This is a genomic window from Lacrimispora amygdalina (genome assembly GCF_900205965.1).
Classification (GTDB): domain Bacteria; phylum Bacillota; class Clostridia; order Lachnospirales; family Lachnospiraceae; genus Lacrimispora; species Lacrimispora amygdalina_A.
In genome coordinates this window covers 75,580-100,052 of the sequence record NZ_OAOF01000015.1, presented here as the reverse complement: position 1 = coordinate 100,052, position 24,473 = coordinate 75,580, and the positions used below count along the sequence as shown (strand labels likewise).

Here is a 24,473-nt window from a genome sequence, read left to right as displayed (position 1 = left end):
TGCTTCACTTTGTTATTTAAGCTCTGTAAGCTGTTCAAGAATAAGAGCATCATAATCAATCTCCCGTTGAGGAAAGTTCTGAAACTGGTTCTGCCCGTTCCTTCCCTTTGCGCCTGCTGCATTCACTGCTGCCTTAGCACTTTTGTCACTGCCGTTCTTTTTCCGATCCGCATGCTGCTCATCCAGCTTACGGATGTCTTCCATCGTACGGACTCCGGCTTTCTTCCAGCCTTCTATAATCTTGTCCGTATAAGGAAAGCTGGGGGCATGCGTAGCTGTCAGGGTCCGGTTACATGCCTCAATAACCAGCTCTTTGGTAAATCCGTATGTACGAAGCCATTTATCCATATAATCCCGTTCTGAAGCACCGGGATTACGGTCACTCAGTCCAAAAGCTCTCATCACTGCAAAAGAATCCTTTGAAAATGTAAGTGCATAATTTTTGGCATCATCTACTGTCTTAAAACCTTTTTCATGCCAGTTAATGGCTACTGTCTCAATATAACGGATGCTGGTATGTCCACCCTGCACACAATGCTCCACCGCATATTCCAAAAGCTCTGAGGGCATATGAAGACCATCGTAAAGGTAAGCAAATACCTCACATTCCCTCTGGGTGAAAACTTTATTCATATATTTCTGGGCAATATAAAGCAACTGGGAAAAATCCTCATCTCCTGCCAGTCCGCTGATCTGTTGTGGAGTGTATGACTTACGCTCTGGAGATTCAACAGTCTTTTCTTTCTTTCCTTCGTCAGCAGGGCGTACGGAACATGCTGTCTCCGATGCGGCAGGGGAAAGCGCTGGCTTTGACGCTGCCGGCTCGCTTAATACTCCGGCTTTTTTCCAGTAAGATAAGGCACGCATCACATCGGCCTCCGTATGATTTAAAGCATCGGCAATCATGGAAATGGTCACCTCTTCACCCTCATGACGCATCAGGAACAGATATTCTTTTATATATTCACCATTAGCCGAAGCCATAAATTCATCTATGAACTGATTTGATATTATCGTACCATTGATCTTAAAACTGCTTTTAAAATTCACCGCCATAACCTCACCTTTTTATCGTATTCTTATCATACCACAGGTCTTTCCAAAAGAAAATAGGGGCAGTTATCCACTAAATCAATTGTGGATATTGTGGATAATGTGGAAACCAAGTATACATAATCTTCGTTTATCCACTATATTCCTGTCGAAATGCTGATAAAACCGAGATTTCTTAAATTGTGAGACGATAATTTATGTAAATTAAAAAATCCACATAGCTTCTTAACATAAAATGTTGAAAACTATGTGGATAATGTGGATAACTATAAGCCTAACAGCTTTTCTCCCACTTTTACAATATCTCCGGCACCCATAGTTATCAACAAATCACCGTGTATACAATTTTCTAAAATAAATGTTTCAATCTCGTCAAATGTGGTGATATAATGCGCTTTCACGCCCTTTTTCTCTATTCTCTCCACAATATCCGCTGAACTGATCCCCAGATTGTCGCTTTCTCTTGCTGCATATATTTCTGCAAGTATCACCTCGTCTGCCAGAGACAGTGCATCTGCAAATTCGTCAAGAAATGCCTTTGTACGTGTATACGTATGGGGCTGAAATACCACCCAGAGTTTCTTATGTGGATAATGCTGCGCAGTATTTAACGTTGCCCGGATCTCCTGGGGATGGTGGGCATAATCATCAATAATAGTCACGCCTCCCAGTTCACCTTTTTTTTCAAAACGGCGGTTAGTTCCTGTAAAATGCTTCAGTCCCTTTTTCACCTGTTCCAGTGAAATCCCCAGTTCTGCACATACGGCAGCCGCCGCCAGAGAGTTATAAACATTATGCTCTCCGGGAACTCCAAGAGTTACCGTATCCACAACACTGCCGTCTATTTTCAATTCATAAGTGGCTCTTGCCAGATCATCAAATATTATGGAATCTGCCTGGTACCTGCTTCCAGCTCTCTTTCCAAAGGTAATTACCTTACAAGGCAGATCACGCACGATCTCCTCAATATTATCGATATCATTATTAATTACTAGCAGTCCATCCTTTGGCAGCTTCTGGGCAAAAAGACGAAATGAATTGCGGATATCCTTAATATCTTTAAAGAAATCCAGATGATCCGCTTCTATATTTAAAATAATCTCTACAGTGGGATAAAAAGAAAGAAAACTGTTGGTATATTCACAGGCTTCGGTAACAAACAATTCCGGACCGCCTACGCGGATATTACCACCTATGGAGTTTAAAATACCTCCCACAGAAATGGTAGGGTCCACATCTGCACAGAGAAGTACTTCTGTAATCATGGAGGTTGTCGTTGTTTTTCCGTGGGTACCTGAAATAGCAATTGCATTCTCATAATTTTTCATCATCTGACCAAGAAGTTCGGCCCTGCTGAGAATAGGAAGTCCCTTTTCTTTCGCAGCTTTCAGCTCGGGATTGTCGGAATGTACCGCAGCCGTATAAACCACAACATCGATTCCCTCTGTAATATTCTCCGCACGCTGTCCATACGCAACGTTTGCGCCTTTTGCCTCAAGATGATGTGTCAGTTCCGATTCATGAGAATCTGATCCGGTCACTGTAAATCCCTCGTCTATGAGAATCTCAGCCAGACCGCTCATGCTGATTCCTCCAATACCGATAAAATGAACTGCCTGTGGTTTATGAAAATCAATTTGATACATGCTTTATCCATCCTTAATTTTTGTTTTATTTATGTAACGGTTACTTCCACTTACTTTTACTGCTTTTTTCTTATAAAGTCAACTGCTTTCTTCTTTATTATATAAGAAATACGGCAGAAAATCTACAAGGGAATCCAAACAGAACGAAAGCCTGTTAGTGACATGCTCCACATGCATCTGCTATAATTTCTTCCTAATCATATAAAAATGCACCTTACAGATTCTATGAACTGTAAAGTGCACTTTATGACAACGAAAATTATGATCCGGATAACGCATATCCTGCACCTGCCGGCAGATGCTCCGGATATCTATTGTTTTCAGCCGAAGTCTCTGCCACCGTTGCTATCAAATAAAGCATTTCCTTATAACTGCGGAACAGCTGCTGCTGTCTACCCTCTCTCCAAAAAATAATCCCCTGCCAGGTTGCGTGTTCGTGAAACAGTACTTTAATAGAAAAAGAAGCAATCTTGCCTCCTCTTCTGCAAAGATTACAAGCATCACTGGATATCAGCTGTCCATAATTCAGCCCATACTTTGGAATATCGTCATTCTTTAATTCATATTCCATAAAAGTACCCAGTGACTTTGCCAAATCCACTGGCTGAACCTGCTGTTCTAATATCTCAGATGGTATATTCTGATAATTTCCAGTAAACTTCCCGGAATGATAGGTGTCTATTGCCACGTGACAAGTCGTAATGATGTTACTAACATGCTCCTTTGTTTCACTACCAGATAATAGCAGATACATGGAAAGAATCAGTTCAAGCTCACTTCCAAATGGTACCCTCTCATCACCTTCCAGCCATTTATAATTTCCCTGCCAGCTTGCATAGTAACGGTACTGTACAAAAACACTGAAAGTTGCCAGCTTTCCAGGTCTTTCTTTTTCGCTGGTTTCCTTTACTTCCAGAGAGAGACCATTTACTCCCGAAAACTGCCGAATTTGAACAGTCTGCTTTGGACTGCCCAATTGATCGAAAATCCGATCCATATGAAAAAACATCTCCAGCAGGCTTTCAAATATAATTCCATTTGAGCTGCTTTCATGAAACAAAATCCCTTTTATACTGTTATCATCAAATTCATCCACTGCTATTGTAAAATATCTGTCTGCATTTCGTACCACACTCATTCTACCAACTGTCATCCCTTCACCATAATCTTTCATTTGCATATTTATTATATAAAAAAACGGTTACAAGCCGGTTACATAGCCCTGTTTTCGATAAATATATTTTACCACATGTAACTACCTATGAAAATAGAAAATATAAACAAAAACTCCCGGCTTTTTATGATAGCCGGGAGTTTCTGCGTATTTTGTTAAACTGTTTCCGAAAGGAAACGGTCGAATATTAGATGTCTATATCTGTTAAGTACTCCCAGCAAAATATTTCCCAATACACCAATTGCCAAGACCTCTCCGATACCTATCGTAATCATAGCATACCATATCATATCCTGGGAACCGTATGCATATCGAAGAACCCATGGAATAATAATTACATTCGACAATATAGGCGGTATGCATACCAGCCACTTATTCCCCCGGAGTTTATAGGCTCCAATCGCTCCGATCAGTGTCGCCAGACTGCCAAATATTACGTCAAGCGCTGCTGCTCCGCATAAAAGATTAGACAGAAAACAACCGATAAATAGTCCTGGAATTGCCGCTGGGGTAAAATAGGGTAGGATACATAGCATTTCTGAAATCCGAAACTGGACAGGTCCGAAGCTAATGGGGGCAAATGCCATGGTCAGCACCGTGTAGATTGCAGCAATAACTGCTGAAAAAACCATGAAATAGGTTTTCACTGATGATTTGTGATTCATATTTTATTCTCCTCTAGTTTTGTTTTAGGTGTGGAAGGTCTCGAACACACCGGTCTTTTTTGTGGACTTTCCTTTTATATCAAAGGTTCCACGGCCTTATTACGTGTGTAACTATAGCATAAGGAAAGGGGATTTGCAAGTGAGGTGACCCCTTTTTTCCTATCAGGATTTTAATTGCAGGGCAGGCACTTACTCTACCCAATGCTTATGCAGCAGTTAAGGCGGGAAAGTCCCTGCCCTGTTTTGATAAACATTTATTTAATTACATAACTTGTCATTTTGGGTGAGAAGATACAAACAATACTGATTCATACTGATTCCTTCTCTCTTTGAATGCTCCGCTAACTGGCGATGCAAGGATTTAGGTATTCTCAGTTTAAACTGTCCGGAATATTTATCTAAATCATCTGGCTCTGGTATCTCATTACCATCGTCAAGCATAGCCTCCATCCATACTCTTTTGGCTTCCTTTGCTTGATCAATAGCCTTTTCAATAGTATCCGCACAGGTTATACAACCCTTTAAGTCTGGAAATGATACAACATAACCTCCCTCATCAGGGTCCTCTATTATTTCCATTCTATAATGTAGCTCCATATATTCATCAAGTGTTCTCATCGTCTGGCACCTCACTTTCAACAATTTCTCTTACCATCTGCACATATATCTTTTTAATCGGTTCATGCTTTGGTATGGTAATTGGCATACAATCTGACTTTCTAAATGTGTAATGGCTGCTTCCCCCTTTAGGGGACTTCATTTCGTACCCATAAGATTCCAGGACCCGGCGCAATTCATTAAAACGCAGATCCTTGGATAAAGAGCATATTCTATCTAATAATTTATCCCATTGTGACATTCTATAATCCTCTCTTTATAATATATTATACTCTGGTGTCATATATGGTGTCAATATTGCAATATATTTTTTCGTACACTTGTTACCCGCTTTTTACCTGGCGCAGGTAGACAGATTCTCCTTCATATTGAAAACACAGTACTATTCTTATTTCACGCCATAATATAATACGCCACGAAATTACTGATATCCAGTATTACGTGACGTATTATAAATCCTAGATTCCCAACTGCTTCTTACGTATGTTCCTTTGTCGTTAACCACCATTCCTTTGGTATGGTCTGCAGCTCTATTAAACAATTAATCTGATGAGATAACACATCTTTTGTTACTTCATAGATAGCTTGCGCATCACATAGAATACAGGCAGCGCTGCCGAAAGACGCTTTAACTGCAGCTTTTCTGTCATAAAAAGCCTGTTCCAGTTTTGTGTAGTTTTCTGAGATATGATCTGTAACGGAATTGTCATGTCGGTGCATGAAGGAAGGCTTTATCTTACCATCAGACATAACGATCTTAAAATATGTTGGCTCACTGGTCAGACGATCCGGGACATTCAAATGCTCTTCCACGCAGTGAATAAAGGTATTCCTTTCATGTCCGACTCCAATTAACAGGATTTTTCCTTTTCTTTCCTTTAGGCGGTCATAGCATCCCCCTGGAGGACAGGGCGTGGTCCGATTTTCTTCTCCTTCAATAAATGCTTCGCTGTCCACTCCGTACACGGCAACACTATGTGTCGGGTGAAGGGAACGAAGAACGCCTTTCCGTTTCATAAACAGATTTGGTAAAATCCCGACACAGGCCGGCTCTAACCGAGGGTCGTATACGCTATGATATTCAGACATAGAGTACCATGTATGAGTGGGAAGTATCAGAAGTCCTTCTGACAGATATTCCATTAAAGCATCAAGGACAGTATCCGCCCCACCGTCAACTTCTCCGATTGATTTCATGGAGGAGTGTACCAGTAAAGTGTCATGGGGCTTTATTCCCATCTCTTTTAAATTCTGCTTCAGATCTTGTTTTGTGAACATAATCATACCTTTCTTATCCCTTATCAATTAATTATCATAGTATTTACCATCATAAGGGTTCCGTAGATATTTTGCAAGTATCCACCAAGTCAGAACTGTAACTGTTATCGAATAGGAATATACAGATCTATTTCTGATTCCGGGTGGTCATATCCCAGAAACCGGTTATCATAAAGTTCAAAATCCTCCCGCCAGTCTAACTCCTCATCCGTTGTCAGAAACCAGGTTCCCCAGATATAGTCAAACGTCTGGGGCAGCATACGTAAACTTCCCCTGTGAGTAAATACCGCATACTTACCGGCAGGCAGAATCTTACGGACAAATTGGGGCGGAAGATCTTCAAATGAGTCCACCTCATATCCAGCCACCTCAGTGAATAAAACCCAGTCATTCATCGTATACAAAGTATTCTCATTGCATGCCTCACAGATCCCAAACCCTCTGCCGCCCTCCACCAGATGTGGTATGTCGCGATGCATATGGTTTACTTGATTCCAAAGTTCTCTCAGCTTTATATCAGAAAGAGTAGTCTCTCCCCGAATGCCTGCTACTTTAATCTCCGGCATGGTCACTATCTGGGGGTGTACCGTTACGTTTGATATCAGATGCTGTAATAATCCCTGATCCAGTCGTTCTTTTGATCCTACACAAGCATCCAGTCTATTCATACGGTATATCTGGGGGCTTACCTGATAAATTGCTTTGAATGCACGGCTGAACGCTTCTGATGACTCAAATCCACTGTCTACAGCAATATCTATAATTCTTTCTTCTGTATAGAGCAGCCGCTTTGCCGCATTGGCAAGGCGGCGCTTTTTTATATAACTGCCTATACTTTCACCCAGAAGTGCAAAAAACTGCCGGTTGAGATGGTAGTATGAGTAGCCTGCAGCCTTGGCCACATCCTCTACACGTATATCCTCACTTAAGTTGGCTTCAATGTAAATGACAGCCCGTTCCAGCGCCTTCCGGTAATTCATATCAATCCCCTCTCCCTTTTTATATGATCGGCTGATAGGTAAAAATATCAGGGTCTGCTTTATCAAAACTTAATCCGATCTCCCTGACGCTCTCTTCCATAACATCAGCCACCCGAAAGCGCTCCCAGCCGTTCTCTTCTCTGCCACCCCAGCAAATATCAATGGAACGATCAACTGGCGACAGAATCATGCTCTTTGTTGTTCCAAAGTATTCCTCGTAGTAATGGGTACATAATCCCTCCGGATATTTAGACAAAAGCATATTTTTCAACTGATCCATGGTAACCCCAAAAGTACCGGACAGGGTCCGCGAGATATAATCATAACGCTTTGCTGAATGGACAAACGCTTTCGGTTCGTATGGAATTAACTCCGGTAATACAGGGTGGTTGGTGGCATGTAAAAATGATTGTGGTGAGTCAGGATTCAGTATCTTATATGATTTTCTTCCATCCAGTGTCTCAACCAGAGCCGCACTTCCGGTTTGATCCAAAATTAATAAATTTAAGTTATAAGCAATGGGCATATCTTTCATATACTCCAGCGCTTCAGTTACATCTTTACAGTTCTCCAGCAGGGCACGGATTACAGCCCAGAATTGAAGACCTTTCACCCTGGGTTCCCGCATATAAGGCATCGCACCTACCGGAAAACCACAGGAACTCATCGTCACTGACAAACCATGTTCGTTGATTCCATCATCTCTGCCAAAAAACAATACACTGGTGCCAATATGTGCATACTTTCCATGAATCCTGGTTTTTATAAGGCAAAAATCCTCTGCTTCATCACTAAATTCATAGTTCCGGGCAAGAAGCGGCTTATGATCCGCTGTCATAGACGGCTGCAATGCAATGTGGCTGCAGCGGGGCAGCAAATAAGTCATTCCATAAAAGAAAATCTGATCTTCTTCTACCTGCAAAGCGTCTGCAAATCCTTTCATCTCCTCAGTCAGCCCTGGACACCATTGATCAAACAGCTTCTTTGCCTCTTTAAACTTTTCCGCTCCAAAGCCTTCTACTGATTGGGTATGAAGCTCTCTTAACTGGGGAATTGCTCCCATTCTTTTTCCCGTCTGATAGCCTGTTTCATAATACGTACCTTCCAGATTCATGGTATAAGCCATAACATTATTCATATTTTTAATCCTCCTATTCTGATTTTAGTTTAATCAGTCAGATGGAATATTGCATGATATTTCCTGCTATTTTACTTATGTAATTGAATCTTAATTATAGTTTTCACACCTTAACTTATACAATATACCAATTATTATACTATTTCCTCACACTAATAACAATCTTACCTAAATCTTCTCTCGCTTTCGAACGTATGTTCTGCTGAAATCATAACACCGGCAGGTTATAAAGTCAATAGCTTCCCGCAATTTCTATTCCTAAAATTTTTGTTGACATTTTGTCTACCGCGTGTTATTATCTGTACACACAATAAAAATACCAATCAAACATTATACAATCCTTCAGAACTTCCCTTTTCCTATCAATCAATCTTCTCTCCTGTTTCAAAACAGTCTGACCATTCATTTCAGGCAGATAAAAAAGAAAGGAGAGACATTTCATATGAAATCATTTCAAAAACCAACAATACCAACAAGAGAAGAATTTCACAGAGTCTATGCTGGTGAAATCAGTCTTCGCGACTTCTGTACCGAATCCACCCGGCAGCGTAATATCCCCCCTTACACTCCGCAGGAGCGCAGAGTGAAGTCAGACAACGCCAGGGTGCAGGACAAACATACTACTTTATGATTCAACTGGAAGGGGGAAAATAATTGAAAAACAACCAAACCTGTCAAAGATTTATATATAAGCTGCAGAGCAAACGACTGGCACGGGCTGACTGGAATTTATCACTTCCTCTTTCCGCTGCACTTCATAACAAAAATGATGTGGTGGCGGCAGGAGACAGTCAGCTTCTACGCTGGATTATGGAATTGAACGGCAATGAGGATCTGGACAAAGAAGTGACCTCTTTAAAACTACAATTAAAAGAATTAAAAAAGACGGCTAAAGGAGAGGACTCTAAAAAACGTGTAAAAGAATTATATAAAAAGCTGTACGATTTTCAATATCAGAAAGACTGTATCTACCTGATTATGGATTCCGCGAAAGACTATCACAGGGCAAATAAAGGATTTTCAATTAATGGAATCCGATACCACAGGCTTCTGGGCACAAACGGTGGTGTCAAAAAGTCTACAATCACTTACGTCAGTGAGCGTGTTTATGAAACAGTAAAAAAACGTATGGAAAATGGGAGAGATTTAAACAAAAAACTGGTGCCTGCTAAACTAGAGGCTTATCAGGCATTAATCTGCAGCAGTTCTGTTCCCGTAACCATGCCCCGCATCGTAGTTGTGAAGGATTGTTTTGTCTCATGGAAAGAGGATGTCATCCTGATTCGTGATGAGGATGGAACTGAGCCGGACATGTCTTATAAAAAAGATTATGAAATTACCTATTGCGACTCTGATGGTTACGGTTTCATGTCTCCGGAATATTCTAAACTTATCAATAAGGAGCTGAATGGTTTGTCTGCAGAGGATAAAACCATTACTGGTGTCAATACTCGCTTTGCCTGGACAAAAGGTATGCTCTTTACTTTTGATTTTGTTGAGTTTGCCCGAAAGATCAATCATGAAAACTACATGATTGAAGATGTGTGGGGAACGCCTCGGGATGTCCGTAACTTTGATGTAATTCTCACTGCATCTATGGTAAAACTCTGGGACTCCTATAACAGCCTGGAACATTTTCTTTGCTGCTCAATGGAAAATCACTACCAGTTTTCCGTATCAAAAACAACTCCACTTAAACTGGAGCATGTAAGGAACGCCAATTATCAATTTCTTCAGACTTATGAATTTACAGAGGAAGAAATACAGAAGCTTTGTGAACCTACTATAGAGGAACTAAAAGGCGCCCTTTGTATGGATTGGGGTAAAACTCTGGTTTTCTTAAAAGGAATGTATTTAGAAGAAGATCAATTAGATGGTTTAAATAATGATTTTATTAAAGCCCTCATGATTGACAAAGGCATGATGGATGATCCATTTCTACTCAGTAAAGTTTACGGAATGATAAAAAAAAGAATCCAGATGGCTGCAAAAGGTTCCATTCAGCTATCCGGTAATTATGCCATCGTATCCGGAGATCTTTACTCTCTCGCCCAGTCAGTCTTTGGATTACCAGTTACCGGTCTGTTAAAGCCGGGAGAAGTTTACCACAGATACTGGCTGGATCAGGGCGTAAGCGAAATTGCCTGTTTTCGTGCTCCCATGACCTGCCACAATAACATACGTAAACGGTCTGTCGTTCACAGCCAGGAAATGGATTACTGGTACCAGTACAATCAGACCGGACTAATTCTTAATTCCTGGGATTCCACCTGTGATGCTTTAAATGGAGCGGATAAAGACAGCGATAGTTTTTTTACTACTAATAACGAAATTATTTTAAACAATACCAGGAATGTCCCTGCAATTGAATGTGTGCAGAGACAGGCAGAAAAGATAATACCGGACGAAGCGGCTCTCATTAAAGCAAATCTTCTTGCTTTTGGTGATGAAATCGGTTCAATAACCAACAGAATCACCTCTATGATTGAGCTTCAGTCCAGTTTTGAAAAAAACAGTCCGGAATACAGGATTCTCGAATACAGAATTATGTGCGGACAGCATTACCAGCAGAATTCAATTGATAAGGCAAAAGGTATTTTATCAAAACCAATGCCACGGTACTGGTATGATAGACCAGCCTGTCATCAGCTTCCTGAATCAACAGAGGAAGAAAAGGAATTTAAGAAACTTTGTATTAGTATTGCTGCAGATAAAAAGCCTTATTTTATGAGATACATATACCCAGATCTTATGAATGAATATAAAAAATACACCATTGACAGCAATAAGAAATGTATCCGCCGCTTCCAAATGTCTCTTAAAGACCTTGAACAGACTCAGAATCATACTCCCGAGCAAGCGGAGTTTCTGGAATACCATCAGAAGTTTATGCCCACAAGCAATAACTTAAGTACTGTTAACCGGATCTGCCTTCTGTTTGAAAAAAATTTCGCACATTTTCTCACAGACCGGAAAAATGAAACCAGCTTTGATTACACTGTCTTAAAAAGCGGTGTCTGCTATCAGAAAAGTGATTATAAAAAAATCCAGAATATTAAAAAAGAATATGATGATACCATGAAACTCTACCAGCAGACTGTCAAAACCATGCGTCTGAATAAAGAAGAAACAGCTGCAAACAGGGCGATGATGAGGATGAAATTCCGCTCAGCGTGCGAATCCATCTGTCCTAATCCTCTGGTACTGTGCGAAATTCTCTTAGACATGTGTTATACCACCAATAAATCCAGGCAGTTTGTATGGGATATCTGCGGAGATACCATTATACAAACGCTTCTCAAGAAAAATAATAACATCATCCATTACCCTGCAATGGCAGCACCAGAGGCTGCAGGGGCATTTAAATATGGCGGTGAGACATTTATTATGAAAGAAAAGAAATTAGGAAAGGAAGAAAGACTTTGATTATTCTAGATGAAAAAAAATATGCAGAACAAATACTTCGAACTGATCCGGTTGATTTTTCTAAACCATATCAGACTCTAAGCATTATCGCCCGCTACTACTATCATATGTGTGGCTGTGACGGTGAAAAGCTGACCGGGAAACTACATTGTTTTATGGAACTGCATTACCCCAGATATAATCCTCTGGACTGGACAAACAGTATTGAGTCTTGTGCAAAACAGGCTGCAAAATATCCCATTTGCCAGTGTAGCGGAGTCTGGATTACACAAAAGGAACTGGATATTATGAAAGAAATAAATGATAAGGTTCTGGAACGGCTGGCATTTACACTCTTATGTCTGGCAAAGTATCACAATTTTAAAAACAAAAACAATCAGAACTGGGTGAATAATCCGGACAGTGAAATCTACCGCCTTGCCTGTATTACCACGAATTCCTATGATAAAGACATTCGGTTTTTTAAGTTGAAAGAAATGGGACTCATTGACTTTGCCAAAAAAATCGATAATCTGAGCATGAAAGTATTATTTGTTCATGATGATTCTGAGAAAAAGCTCTGCATTACTGATTTTCGCAAACTGGGATATGAGTGGAGACTATATAAGGGCGAGGACTACATAAGATGTTCATGTTGCAACATTTTAGTAAGAAAAACATCTGTTAATAAGAAATACTGCAAAGATTGTGTTAAAAAGAACCCCTACTACACTCCCGTCGGAGTAAAAACCATTCTCTGCCAGGACTGTGGTAAGACATTTAACGCGGATGCGTCCAGCAGGGAATGCCGGTGTGAGGCTTGTAAGACCAGTCACCGCAAAGAACTACAGAGAATGAAAATGAGGCGTTATCGGAACAAAACAGCAGTGTAGCCCCGGTTCATTTTAATTCACAGTATCTATATAGTACTTAAAAAGCCTTATTCTGCAAGGGCAAAATGCAAACGTGTGTTCGAATGCAATTTTTCTAATATGGAAAGGTAACAGTTGAAAAATCCTTTCTCATAAACTCCTTGTTACCGGTGGTCTGATGGCAAGCGGCCGTCAGACTGCCGTTTGTATATACTGTTCATCTACGAAAGGAGGAAACCAATGAAACTGGATTATGGAACGCTGCTTGGCACCGCTCCTATTATATTGCAAAATGGCTTACATATCCGTTCTCCATTACTAAGTGAGATATCAGAAATATCCTTTCCTGTTTATCATTCCTATTTAGCTGCTCTTATGCTGAATAAAGAATCTTATCTTTACGGGATTGATCATGAACAATTTCATTACCTTACTAATTATTCTGAGAAAGAAAAACAAGCGTTTCAAAGAGTGCTGGCAGAATATGATTCCTTTACAGAGGAAGAAAAGAAAACCTTACCGTTTATGGACCTTGTTATTTTTGATCCTATTTTGGTATTTACCCTGGAACAGGCTTTATCTTTTTTCTTAAACTTCCGGCTCACCTACTCTCAGGAAATGCAGGGTTTTATAAATGAGGAGAAAAAATGCCCAGTTTGTATTATACCCAAAGCAATTTACCCCGAAATAGCTGATCTCATTCTTCAGAGAAACGGAATCTTAACAAAGGACCAGGAGGCAGAAACGCCTGTATTTAAAAGTGAACTGGCAAAAGCGCTTTACTACAGGACGCTGGAGGCACAGAAGAAAAGAGACTCTGGAATAAGAGCGGATAAAAATATGGACCTGCCCAATATTATTTCGGCAGTCTCTGCCAGACACCCCTCCCTTAATATCCATAATATATGGGGTATTACGGTTTATCAGCTATATGATCAGTTTAAACGGCTTCAGGTCAACAGTTTTTTCGATATACAGTCTATGACTGTAGCCGCCTGGGGAGACGAAAAGAAGCAGTTTGATGCAACGCAGTGGTACAAAAATTTTATTACCGAAAATTAGACCTGCAAATGCTGGTCTTTTTTTATAATTTAAAAATCAGGAGGAATTTTAAAATGACAAACATTAACAAAGCTAACAGAACCTGTTGTGACGTGGATATCCGAGTATTAAAAACACTGGCTCCCTATCTCTTCTTCGAAGATGCCAATGTAACTACCTTTGGCTTCACAGCCGATGAAACCTACGCCACAAGCAAAGGTGCTAAGAAAATTGCATTTTCCAATCCCATGGATGGAACTATGACCGTAGAAGCTCAGGTGAAGCCATTCAAGCTTTATGCCTTATTATCTGATGGCACCATTGATACCACTGCAGTTGTAGCAGAAAAGAAAACAATTGCCTGTACAGCAGCCGGGGAACTAGCCCTTCCTGCAGGGGTGAAATCCGCTTCCGTATTCGTTTATGGAGAAGGTGATTTTGGAGGGGAATCCATTAAAGGTACCGTAGAAGAATCTAAGTTTACAGCCGCCACTCCAGCAGAACTTGCAGTGGGACAGTCCTATGAAGTCGGTTATTTAGCTGTGAAAGAATCCGGAGTTCAGAAAATCAGCTTTAATAATAAGAAGAACCCTCAGGATTACTACATCACCATGAAAACGGTTGAAAAGGATGAAAGTGGAGTAATCACTCCTTATGTGATCACCGCTTACAAATGCAAACCGAAAAAGGCATTGGATTTAAGCTTCTCTTCCAGCGGTGACGCAGCAACTGTAAAGATTGAGTTTGCATGTCTGGAAGATAAGGATGGCAATGTAGCTGACATGGTTGAATACGCAGAAGCAGAGGCTTAAGTTTCGTGTATAAACGATTGTAGTTTGTGTTAGGAATAACACTCAGGGAATAACGAAGTACCATACAATCGTTATTCCCTGTTTTTTTCGTTTTCCTATAAGCAACCCCTAATCTCCCACCTAACTATTAAGAGGATAACATATGGCAGACAATGATTCTATGATCAAACTTACAGCCGCTTTGGAAAAAGAAAAGAGTACAAAGCAAATCAATCAGGATATTAAAGCATTAGAAAAAACCATCAGCCAGCTTCACCTGATGGCAGTTCTTGATAAGGGAGAGAGCAAAAACGAGCTAAATACTTCCATTGAAGAACTGGAAAAGAAAGTTAAAGCAATTAAACTGAAGACTACCGTTGACGTCCGCAGTATCAGAAAAGAAATAGATAGCGCACTGCAAAATGTTACACTCAAAGATATAAAAATCAACAATCTTGGAATGAAACTTGCAGCGCAAAAAGTGGCTCAGAATATCACTGACACATTGGAACGCTATGTGGTTTTACCCAAAATAGAATTGAAGCATGATCAGTTTCATATGGATTTCAGTGGTATTTTGAAGAATTTAGCCATGGTTACAGCTGGATTTGACCTGGCTGTTTCTGGAATAATTAAATTCAGAAAGTCAATGAACACTTCCAGGGAAATCACGTCGCTTTTTAATGAGATTTCTGAGCTTAGTGGTATTGCTACAGAGGATGTCCAGAAATTAAGTGAAGCATCGCTTCAGGCGGCCGGCAATTATGGAAAAAGTATCAAAGAGTATCTGGAAGGCGTTCTGGCTGTTTTAAAAAACGGTCAGGCTACCATATCTGATCAGGAAGAACAGCTGGTACATGTATTCCAATCCATGGACAGCCTTTTTGCGAACAGCACCATTACCTGGGAAAACCGGCTGATATCTATGCAAAATGCATGGGATAGTTTTGTCTATTCCCTGATGAATGCGGATTCAAGCGGGAGCAGCTTCCTGTTTCAAACTATACTGAGCGTTAAAACACTTTATCAGTATTTAGATCAGATTCCTCAAAAGATTGCAGAAATCAGCACTTCTCCTGCTCTCGCTGCAACTGTGGATCTACAGATGACAACAAAGAGCGAAAATACCACTGGCAATGAAACAAAATCAGGAGCTGCAGCCTTTGATATAAAGGGGTTAATGAATTCAGCCTCGGATTTTAAGGATATATCCAAATCGGTTGATGAACTGGAAGAAAAGCTGATTAAGTCCCAATACGGTTTTCATTCCTTATCATCTGCAGTTGCAGAAAATCACGAAAATTTAAGAAATTACCTTGATACCTGTACAAATGAGGATCCTCCTTCATTAGAAGGTTATCGAAAACACTTAAAAGAGACCGGAGTACAAACAGACCTGTTAAGAGCTAAAACCATCATGCTGAATCTGGCATTTAATGCAGTTTCTGCCATTGGAATGCAATTAGTTACAATGGGGATCGAAGCCCTTGGAAAAGCCATATACAATCAACAGCATCAAACAGATATCGCTGCAGAAGCAGCTGCAAATGCTAAACAGGAACTGGCAGACATTCAATCAGATGTTGATGGTCTTAACAGCAAGCTGCAGACTACCAGCCAGCGGATCAATGATTTAAAATCCAAAGACAGTCTTACTCTCGTAGAACAAGAAGATTTAAAAAATCTGACGGCAACCAACGAAGAGTTGGAAAATCAGCTTAAAATTAAGAAGGCTCTTGAAAATATTGCAGCAGAAGACTCTAATAAGAAATCAGAGGATTATTTTAATTCTAAACAAGGCTATAAAAAGTTTAAAGGGATGGATGATGTTTATTTACCTGATGATACTATGGAATCATACAAATCACCAGATATGAGAAATAAAAATTCGACCCCTTTAGATCGGCTAAAGGATGAAATTGCTGATTATCAGGAATTAGAGCGTTTGTATGAAGATGTGATCAAGCAGAAAACCCAGCTGGATAATACCGAACAAAAATCTACTGGGGACTATCAAAAACTCACATCACTGAATATGCAGAAATCCGGCATTGAAACTGAGTTAGAAAAGCTGAAAAACGATATTAAAAAATCAGTGCCCGAGATACAAGAAAACCTTGCCGCCCTTGACCCAGATAAAAATAAAGACTTAATTAACCAGGCACAGCAAAGTTTGGATGATTTTACTCGGGAATTTGGTTCATCTGAACCTGTCTTTCCATTAAAAGTAAGTCTGGATTTAGATACAGATAAAGATCAAATTGATGAATTGATCAAACAGGCAGCTGATGGCGGGCTTACCACAGCAGACATAAAAGCAAATCTATTAGTGAAAAGTGATATGTCACCAGAAGATTTTATTTCCGCCTTCAACTTAGAGTTTGAAAAAGAAATCGGTGACCAAAAAAACGAAAATTTTAAAAATGCTTTATCCGAGATCAGTGCAGGCAAGCTGGAGGAGTACATAAACTTCTTAAATTCCGGTGATTTAAATCAAAACTCAATCTCTTCATTCGAAGATTTAAATAAAATCATGAAAGAAACCGGAGTCAGTGCAGAAGATGCCTTTCATAACTTAATAGAGTTCTCAAAAGACTATGTCACAAGTTCTGATTTAACATCAGGTATGGAAAATACTGCTAAGCTTATTGGATCCGTTAAACAGGAATTTGCTGATACCAAAAATGTTGGAGCCAGCAGTTTAGATGCTATCACCAAAAAATTTCCTCAGTTATCCGGTGCTGTGCTTGAATACAGCCAGGGTGCCATACATTATGACGATCTAATCAAACAGCTTGAGGATGCCTATGCTGATGACTCAGAAGCTTATCGGTTAAACATTGTTTATAAACTGCAATTTGATGAAAGCTTTTTCTCCGTTGTACGGGATCGTAATCAACGTTTATTTGAAGATCTGGCAAAGGCTTATGGGGATGATTTAAGAAACTGGAATAATCTCGTTCGGGCGAAATCTGGAATTAACACTGGTTTTAAAAATAAACTATCTAATATTTTAGGAGGCTCCGGTGAAAATGCTCCTACACCTGATGAGTTATATGATAAATATATTACTGTAAATAAAGATAATACAATCTCTGTTAAAGAGGAAATGAGAAATAAATACTCGAAAATACAGGGACAGACTCTTGATAAAGAAGTTTCTAAATATAACGAGAATGTAAAGAAACTAGACAATGCTGCAGAGGCACAGATAATTGTTCCTGAAATTCCAAAAGCTTCTCCAAAAAGCGTACCAGGCATATCCGGTTCCAATAACAGCTCTTCTTCACAGCCCCCCCAGGAAATCAACTGGATTGAACGGGAAGAAAAACTCCTGGACGAAGCCCGAAGCAGATTAAAAGACGCGGCATCAGACAGTAATATTAACTACCTTGGAGTCTCTGAAAAAGATTTTAACCACGCAAAAGACATACTTAATTCCACAACCGCGCCTTCCATAGAACAGTTAAATGAACTGAAGGAAATGGCCCAGCAGTCCGGTATGTCCATGGAGGAATTCTATAAAACCATACAGGGGGGAACCTGGTCCGCATCCAAACAAAGCCTTCTTGACCAGTTGGTTGATGCAGACAAACTTTCACTGGATAAGCAAAAAGAAATTACAACTCAATACAAGAAACAGTACGAAGATACAGTAGCTGCTTTAAACCCTGAATATAGATCTAAAATCGAAAACGGCAGCTTATCCATCGACCAGGTTTCCGGCAAAGAAGCAGAGGTTATCAATAAAGCCATTTCTGCCTACGATAAACTCACTGCTTCAAAAAATAAAGTAAATGAACTGAATAAAGCCTACACAGAAGACTTTATGGCCTGCTACGAAAATCGTTTCGCAGCACTTGAAGCAGAAAATGAACAGATTAAAAATTCCAGCTCTCTCATTGAAAAACAAATTGCTTACATAAAATCTTCCGGTGAGGTTGTAGATTCCTCCCTTTATAAAAAGCTGATGAATTTATCAGGTCAGGAGGAACTCGTCACTAACGAGATACTTGCCAATAAGCGAAAAGAGTTGCAGGAAATACTGAATCAGGACCTGAATTCAGAGAACTCAGAATCCTATTTAAAGCTGAAAGAGGACATAAACAAAACTGAGTCTTCTTTGTATGACTTAAAAAAGGCACAGGAAGAATATAACTTCCAGCTCATAAAGCTTCCAATTGAACACCTGGAAACTGTTGGAACCATGTATAAGGATATCCAGTCTGCCATGGAAAACTGGGCCAGTGAAATGGAATCTTCCGGCAAAAAAGCTGACTCCGGCTATTACCAGGGACTTATCTCAAACGGGCTGACACTATCTGATCAGCTCAAAGTACAAGGGGATCTGATTGAAAGGGCCATGGACAATTATGAAGCCGGTTCTGACAACTGGAACGAGCTTTACGGAAAGCTGCAGAACGTGAACTCTGAAATGTCTTCCATGGTTCAAAATCTTCATAAATGGAACGAAGAACTGTTAAAAATGCCTTTAGAAAAACTTTCTGGCGCATCCTCTGATCTGAAAAATATTACTGACGGACTGGAAGCCTTAAAAAGTGATTATGATACTGCAATTAATGCAGTAACTGGCGCTATTGATGAACAAATTGCGTCCATAAACAAGCAAAAAGATGCAGTAAATGAAGAATATGAAACATCTAAAAAATCACTTCAGGATAAATTAGATTTATTAAACAAACAAAACGATAAACTTAAACTGCAGCAAAAATATGAACAGTCACTCTACGATCTGCAAAAAGCCAACCAACAGGCAACAGAAAAGGTCATCCGCAATGGAGAAGTTGTCTATGAACAGGATGCGGATAAGCTGCGGGCTGCTAAAGAAGCGGTACAGGATGCCAAATTCGATTTAGGGACCAGCGAAATCCAGTCTCAGATTGATTCTCTACAGGAGACTCTGGACGGACTAAATGATACTTATCAGGATCAAATCGACTCCCTTCAAAAAATATCAGACAAATGGTCCGAAATTAATGCCAAAATCACACAGGCTCAAAACGATGCAAAAGCCGATGAAATTCTTGGCACTGGATGGAAAGATAAAATACTTTCCGGAAAGGATGACAGCCTCTATCAGAATTTAAATGGTCTTTATACCGAAATTACGCAGCAGATTAGCGCTTATAAAGAACAGATTGATAGTACAGAGAAGATTTATACCCTTTTGGATAACTACATTACCTCCTATAAAGAAGGTACATTAACCTACAATCAGGCATTGGCTGGAATCAACAATTTATTATCTCAGCTGAATCAAAAAATGTCCTCATCAGAAAATCTACAGAATTTATATGATTACTACGCCTCCATAAAAGGTACAAATGCGGATGGATTAAGTATTCTTGCCGGATTCCGACAGGGATTACAAGATTCAGCCACAGAACTTATAAAATCATTGGAACAATACAACAAAAATTATGGCACCATATCAGAATATACTTCAAGCTGGCAACAGCTGACCGATAATATTGCCTCCATGCTTCGTGTTTTAAAAGATGTCCGGGACAATTTAGAGTCATCGGAAGACAGCGAAGATGATGAGGATTCCGGTCACTCAGATGGTGAACCCTATATGGGCGGCGATTATGTAAAAGGTGGACCCGGTGATACACGTAAAGACGGGATCTCCAAAGGGCTGGTCGGCGTGACTTCCGCTTCTGCCAGGGAAACCAAGATGAAACTTTTAGGGCTGAAACCCATGGATTCTGATGAATTTGCATCTATTCTCCACAGAAATGAGGCCGTATTCAATACGGAACAGCAGGATATGCTGTTGTCCAATTTAGAGCAGGCCTGGAACTTCAATCCTGAAGCCGGCACATTTATCATGGATGCCGGAACTAAGCCAGATCAGACAAGTACGAGCTTTAAATTCGGGGATATTCATATTAATGAATGCAGCAATCCTGATGAACTGGCAAAAGGAATCCTGAATGGAGGATTAAAAAGTGCTATTATTCAGCAAACAGGGAAACGCTGATGTTTTTGACCCTGGAAAGGAAGGAAAACAATGAATCTACAGGACGTATATAAAAAACTGGCAGAGGATCTCAGTTACCTTGTCACCGCCGCCACAGAAAATCTGAAATATGACCGCACATTCCGTGCCCAGGTCATTGGTACAGTAAAAGACGGGAAATGCACCATTTCTTATAAAAACAAAACCTATACGGCCAGATGCCAAAATCCGGTTAACCTTAACGATGCCGTATGGGTATGTGCTCCCTGCAATGACTGGAATTCCCTGTATGTCCAATTGTCAGAAACAAACTAAAAAGCCGCATTTGCATTTAAAGAAAAGGAGTTTCATATGCATGCAATCATTCACCCAATAGAACCTTTTGATTCCTCTGCAGGAACCACAATCAACTTCACATGGCAGGGAAACCAGATATTTAAAGTCCGCTGTATGATTAAAGACAATGCCACCGAAAACGTGGTGTATGACCAGACCATAAGCACCATGAAGCAGAGTTACCTTCTGCCGCCTGATTCAGACTTACAAAACGGGGGGTACTATATAGCCTATCTTTCAGTAATTGATGCTGACGGAACAGAATCTTCATTTCCAGGCATTGGCACCCCCTTTTACTGTTACCAGACACCTCAGTTTCAACTGTCACTGAAACCTGGTGACACGATAAAGACCTCAGCCTACCAAGTAGAACTCGCCTATACCCAGGCACAAAATGAACTTTTGGATTATTATAACATAACCCTTTACACCTATCAGAAAACGGAGCTTTCATCTTCTGGTAACCTGTATAACACAGACAGCCTTACTTATCTGATCTCAGGTCTTGAGAATGCAAAGCAGTACTACATACGGGCAACGGGAAAAACAGTCCACAATATGACATTAGATACCGGCTATATTCTGTTTACCGTGTCCTATACAGAAGCACAGATATTTAACCCGTTGGAGTTAAATAACCGCGCAGAGCTGGGTGCTATTGAAATTAAAAGTAATATCACTTCAACCATCGGAATACCCGAAAAGGAAGTTACCTATATCGGACATGAATATGCAGACCTAAGAAATAATTCCGTTACTTATGATGCAGGTTTTGAGGTAAAAGGTGATTTTACCAAGGCCTTTCTTTTTTATAAGCCTGATCGTAACGCGAGAATCATTCGTTTTACCGATGGCAGGCAATCTTATGTAAATATTTATTACCGGGAAGGAACTTTATCCGATTCCAACGGGAAAAAAGCATTTTTTGAACTTGAGGCAGAGACCTCCGGAATCAAATATATCCTGTTCAGCAACTATGTATCCTTCCTAGATACGAACCAACAGTTTTTACTGTGCATAAACCGGATCGGCAATGCTTATGAAATAAATGCCGGTCTGATAAATCAAACAGAAAGGCGGTGATCCAATGTTTTTAGGAAGTTCATTTGCTTCCAGTAAGGAATCCCTGACTTCGTCCCTTGTCTCTTCCTGTGATGTGACCGATTTAACCATAGCAGATGCAGTATTTGATGAGATATACTCCACTGTAAAAATAATTAGCCTGACAGATAACGAACATGAAATCCCTGCTGAATGGGGGTTTGATACCAGACTGCACGCTTTATTCCAGGATAACTTATACGGTGGAAACGTCAGTTTTACAGAAAGTATTGTGGAGTCAGTACGGATTAAGAAGAAGGTAAAGGGAGATAAAAAATTCAAAACTATATATGAAAAACCCATAACCTCCAATGAAGATTTTAAAATTGAGCTCATGGACTATTATGAGCCTGCGGGCACTGTGGAGTACGCCTACGTTCCCGTGATTTCAGGGGGCGAAAACAGCTATATTACTAATCAGATTGAATCATCATTTGATTCTTATTTTATCTGTGAAAAGGACTTATCCTACCCAATGATCCTGGACACAGGCTTTGAAAAGAAATTGACTCAGAAAACCAGCCTGATTGAACTATTGGGCCGCGAAAAGCCGGTGATAATCAAAGGCGGGCGAATCCGTTATTACGCAGGAGATATTTCCTGCACCTTTATTGAATTAAAAGATGATGACTGGCAGATTCATACCTCATGGGATTACCGGAATGGTATTTACGATTTTCTCACAAACGGCAAGCCGAAAATTCTCAAGGATTATTTGGGAAATATCTATATGATTGCCGTTACCAGCAACGACATTACCGAAGATTCTGATCATTATGAACACGTAATAACCAAGTTCAGTGTTGCAGAATGCGGCAATGCTTATGACACCGGTGATTTGTACGACAACGGCTTTATTGACGCTGACATTGACAGGTAGGTGAAAATATGAAATATCAGGTAACACAATCAGATATCAGCCTGTTAAAGCAGGGAACCCAGGAAATCTTTTTGAAAGCGGAGCTGCTTAATTCCTCCTACAAAATCCTGGACTCCCTGGAAGGTCAGATCATATCAGACAACTATAGCCAGGACAATGAATCCATCCAGAGGAGGAGTTACAGCTTTGATTTAATTATTTTAAACTCTTCCTTTACTATAGGAAAGGATAAAAAAATCTGGATGGACAAACGGATACGGGTCTATTATGGTATCAAATCACTGCGCACCAATGAAATCAAATGGTACCTTCTCGGCGTTTTCTGCTATGTTAGCATGAAGTATACATTTTCCTTACAAGAAAAAAGACTCTCTGTTACCTGTGCGGACTTAATGGCTCAATATGACGGAACATTAAACGGACGTCTTGGCGGATATGGATCCTCTAATAATCCACCTGCTTTTGCAGCCCAGTCGCTTACGATCCCTGCCGGAGAAGATATCCGATCATCAGTCCTTGCAATTGTTAAAGAAGCCGGAATTGAGAACTATATTATCGAAGACATTAAAAAGCCGGTTCCCTATGACTTAACCTTTGAAACAGGCTCAACCTATGCAGATATCTGGACTAAGATTCGGGATCTATATGACTCCTGGGAATTTTATTTTGATGCAGACGGAACGTTTATCTGGAGAAAAATCCCCACCTGCATAGACGAGCCTGTCGTTTTAAACGATTCACTTCTTGACAGTCTTATTATAAACGAAAATGCTGATATGAAGTTCGATGAGATTTACAATGTCACTGAAGTGTGGGGAAAAGTGCTTGAATTGGAGAATAAAGACCGGTATGCGGATACCTCAACTTATAAAAATCAGGTATATGATGTACATTATGATTCCTGGAACTCATGGCAGGATGTGGATAATTTAACCCAGCTTGCTTTTAAAGTCACTGAAGAGCATTCTGATGCCCCCCGTTTTACCATAAACAGTTTTTCTCCCGCGATTCCTATCTATGATGGGGATGGTAATCCATTAAAAGCGGGTACTTTGAAAAGAAATACAGTTTATGTCTTCCGATACCGAAGATTTACAGAATCAGATACAATGCCGGGAGCACTTTATTTACTGGGGCAGTTTCAGTGTTACGGTAAATATGTGGAAACGTCCAGAGAATGTCCTTTTTCGGTGACAAACTTAGGCTATGAAATCCCCCAATCTCTGGATTACAGTACTTTAAGTGACGATGCCGCCTGTTATAATCAGGCACAGTATCTGACCTACCAGTCCACCGCTATGAAGGACACCATTCAATTAACTTCCCTGGTAATTCCCTGGCTTGAGGTTAACACAAAAATTGAATATACACCCAAATATAATCATGTAACCAGTCAATACATAGTTAAAAACATAAGCTGGTCCACAGGTGACGGGACTATGAATATGACTCTCTATCGTTTTCTGGAGAGTTTTTCTTATGTCTATCATAATAAATGAAAGGAGTTTTTTA

The 24,473-nt window shown here is 40.1% G+C and carries 18 protein-coding genes; 9 read left to right on the top strand and 9 right to left on the bottom strand.

The annotated features are described in order from the left end of the window. Positions 1–12: 12 nt before the first annotated feature. From CRO04_RS18485 to CRO04_RS18445, 9 genes are all read right to left on the bottom strand, one after another. On the bottom strand, positions 13–1,056 hold the full coding sequence (locus CRO04_RS18485) for a DnaD domain protein (protein ID WP_097005719.1): 1,044 nt from the start codon (positions 1,054–1,056) through the stop codon (positions 13–15). 263 nt (positions 1,057–1,319) lie between these two features. Next, on the bottom strand, positions 1,320–2,699 hold the full coding sequence (murC, locus tag CRO04_RS18480; protein WP_097005718.1) for a UDP-N-acetylmuramate--L-alanine ligase: 1,380 nt from the start codon (positions 2,697–2,699) through the stop codon (positions 1,320–1,322). Positions 2,700–2,958: 259 nt separating this feature from the next. Further along, on the bottom strand, positions 2,959–3,852 hold the full coding sequence (locus CRO04_RS18475) for a hypothetical protein (RefSeq protein WP_166432608.1): 894 nt from the start codon (positions 3,850–3,852) through the stop codon (positions 2,959–2,961). Between the two features lie 176 nt (positions 3,853–4,028). Next, a complete protein-coding gene (locus CRO04_RS18470) occupies positions 4,029–4,538 on the bottom strand; it encodes a QueT transporter family protein (RefSeq protein ID WP_097005716.1) in 510 nt (169 codons plus the stop codon). 258 nt (positions 4,539–4,796) lie between these two features. Continuing rightward, positions 4,797–5,156, bottom strand: a complete 360-nt coding sequence (locus CRO04_RS18465) for a type II toxin-antitoxin system HicB family antitoxin (protein ID WP_097005715.1) — start codon at positions 5,154–5,156, stop codon at positions 4,797–4,799. Continuing rightward, positions 5,143–5,397: a type II toxin-antitoxin system HicA family toxin gene (locus tag CRO04_RS18460; RefSeq protein WP_097005714.1), complete on the bottom strand. Its 255-nt coding sequence runs from the start codon at positions 5,395–5,397 to the stop codon at positions 5,143–5,145. The genes CRO04_RS18465 and CRO04_RS18460 overlap by 14 nt, the downstream gene beginning before the upstream one ends. Before the next feature lie 236 nt (positions 5,398–5,633). Next, the gene (locus tag CRO04_RS18455) at positions 5,634–6,434 is read right to left on the bottom strand and encodes an AAC(3) family N-acetyltransferase (protein ID WP_097005765.1); all 801 of its coding nucleotides are present in this window, start codon (positions 6,432–6,434) and stop codon (positions 5,634–5,636) included. Between the two features lie 104 nt (positions 6,435–6,538). Continuing rightward, entirely contained in the window at positions 6,539–7,414 is an 876-nt protein-coding gene (locus CRO04_RS18450; RefSeq protein WP_097005764.1) for an AraC family transcriptional regulator, read from the bottom strand. Positions 7,415–7,433: 19 nt separating this feature from the next. Further along, positions 7,434–8,552 carry a C45 family autoproteolytic acyltransferase/hydolase gene (locus tag CRO04_RS18445; protein WP_097005713.1) on the bottom strand — a complete coding sequence of 373 codons (1,119 nt, stop codon included), beginning with the start codon at positions 8,550–8,552 and terminating at the stop codon, positions 7,434–7,436. Between the two features lie 654 nt (positions 8,553–9,206). On the opposite strand from CRO04_RS18445, the gene CRO04_RS18435 reads away from it, so the two are divergent. From CRO04_RS18435 to CRO04_RS18395, 9 genes are all read left to right on the top strand, one after another. Continuing rightward, the gene (locus CRO04_RS18435) at positions 9,207–11,978 is read left to right on the top strand and encodes an RNA dependent RNA polymerase (protein WP_097005711.1); all 2,772 of its coding nucleotides are present in this window, start codon (positions 9,207–9,209) and stop codon (positions 11,976–11,978) included. Then, the gene (locus tag CRO04_RS18430) at positions 11,975–12,850 is read left to right on the top strand and encodes a hypothetical protein (protein ID WP_097005710.1); all 876 of its coding nucleotides are present in this window, start codon (positions 11,975–11,977) and stop codon (positions 12,848–12,850) included. The genes CRO04_RS18435 and CRO04_RS18430 overlap by 4 nt, the downstream gene beginning before the upstream one ends. Positions 12,851–13,069: 219 nt before the next feature. Beyond that, positions 13,070–13,891: a hypothetical protein gene (locus CRO04_RS18425; RefSeq protein WP_097005709.1), complete on the top strand. Its 822-nt coding sequence runs from the start codon at positions 13,070–13,072 to the stop codon at positions 13,889–13,891. Positions 13,892–13,944: 53 nt separating this feature from the next. Further along, positions 13,945–14,682: a hypothetical protein gene (locus CRO04_RS18420; protein ID WP_097005708.1), complete on the top strand. Its 738-nt coding sequence runs from the start codon at positions 13,945–13,947 to the stop codon at positions 14,680–14,682. 142 nt (positions 14,683–14,824) lie between these two features. Beyond that, the gene (locus CRO04_RS18415) at positions 14,825–20,665 is read left to right on the top strand and encodes a hypothetical protein (RefSeq protein WP_097005707.1); all 5,841 of its coding nucleotides are present in this window, start codon (positions 14,825–14,827) and stop codon (positions 20,663–20,665) included. Positions 20,666–20,695: 30 nt separating this feature from the next. Then, positions 20,696–20,959, top strand: coding sequence for a hypothetical protein (locus CRO04_RS18410; protein ID WP_097005706.1), 264 nt, complete (start codon positions 20,696–20,698; stop codon positions 20,957–20,959). 36 nt (positions 20,960–20,995) lie between these two features. Further along, the gene (locus CRO04_RS18405; protein WP_097005705.1) at positions 20,996–22,063 is read left to right on the top strand and encodes a hypothetical protein; all 1,068 of its coding nucleotides are present in this window, start codon (positions 20,996–20,998) and stop codon (positions 22,061–22,063) included. Positions 22,064–22,067: 4 nt separating this feature from the next. Continuing rightward, complete coding sequence (locus tag CRO04_RS18400; RefSeq protein WP_097005704.1) at positions 22,068–22,961, top strand: hypothetical protein; 894 nt, start codon at positions 22,068–22,070, stop codon at positions 22,959–22,961. A gap of 8 nt (positions 22,962–22,969) precedes the next feature. Beyond that, positions 22,970–24,460: a DUF5048 domain-containing protein gene (locus CRO04_RS18395; protein WP_097005703.1), complete on the top strand. Its 1,491-nt coding sequence runs from the start codon at positions 22,970–22,972 to the stop codon at positions 24,458–24,460. The last annotated feature ends 13 nt before the right edge of the window (positions 24,461–24,473 follow it).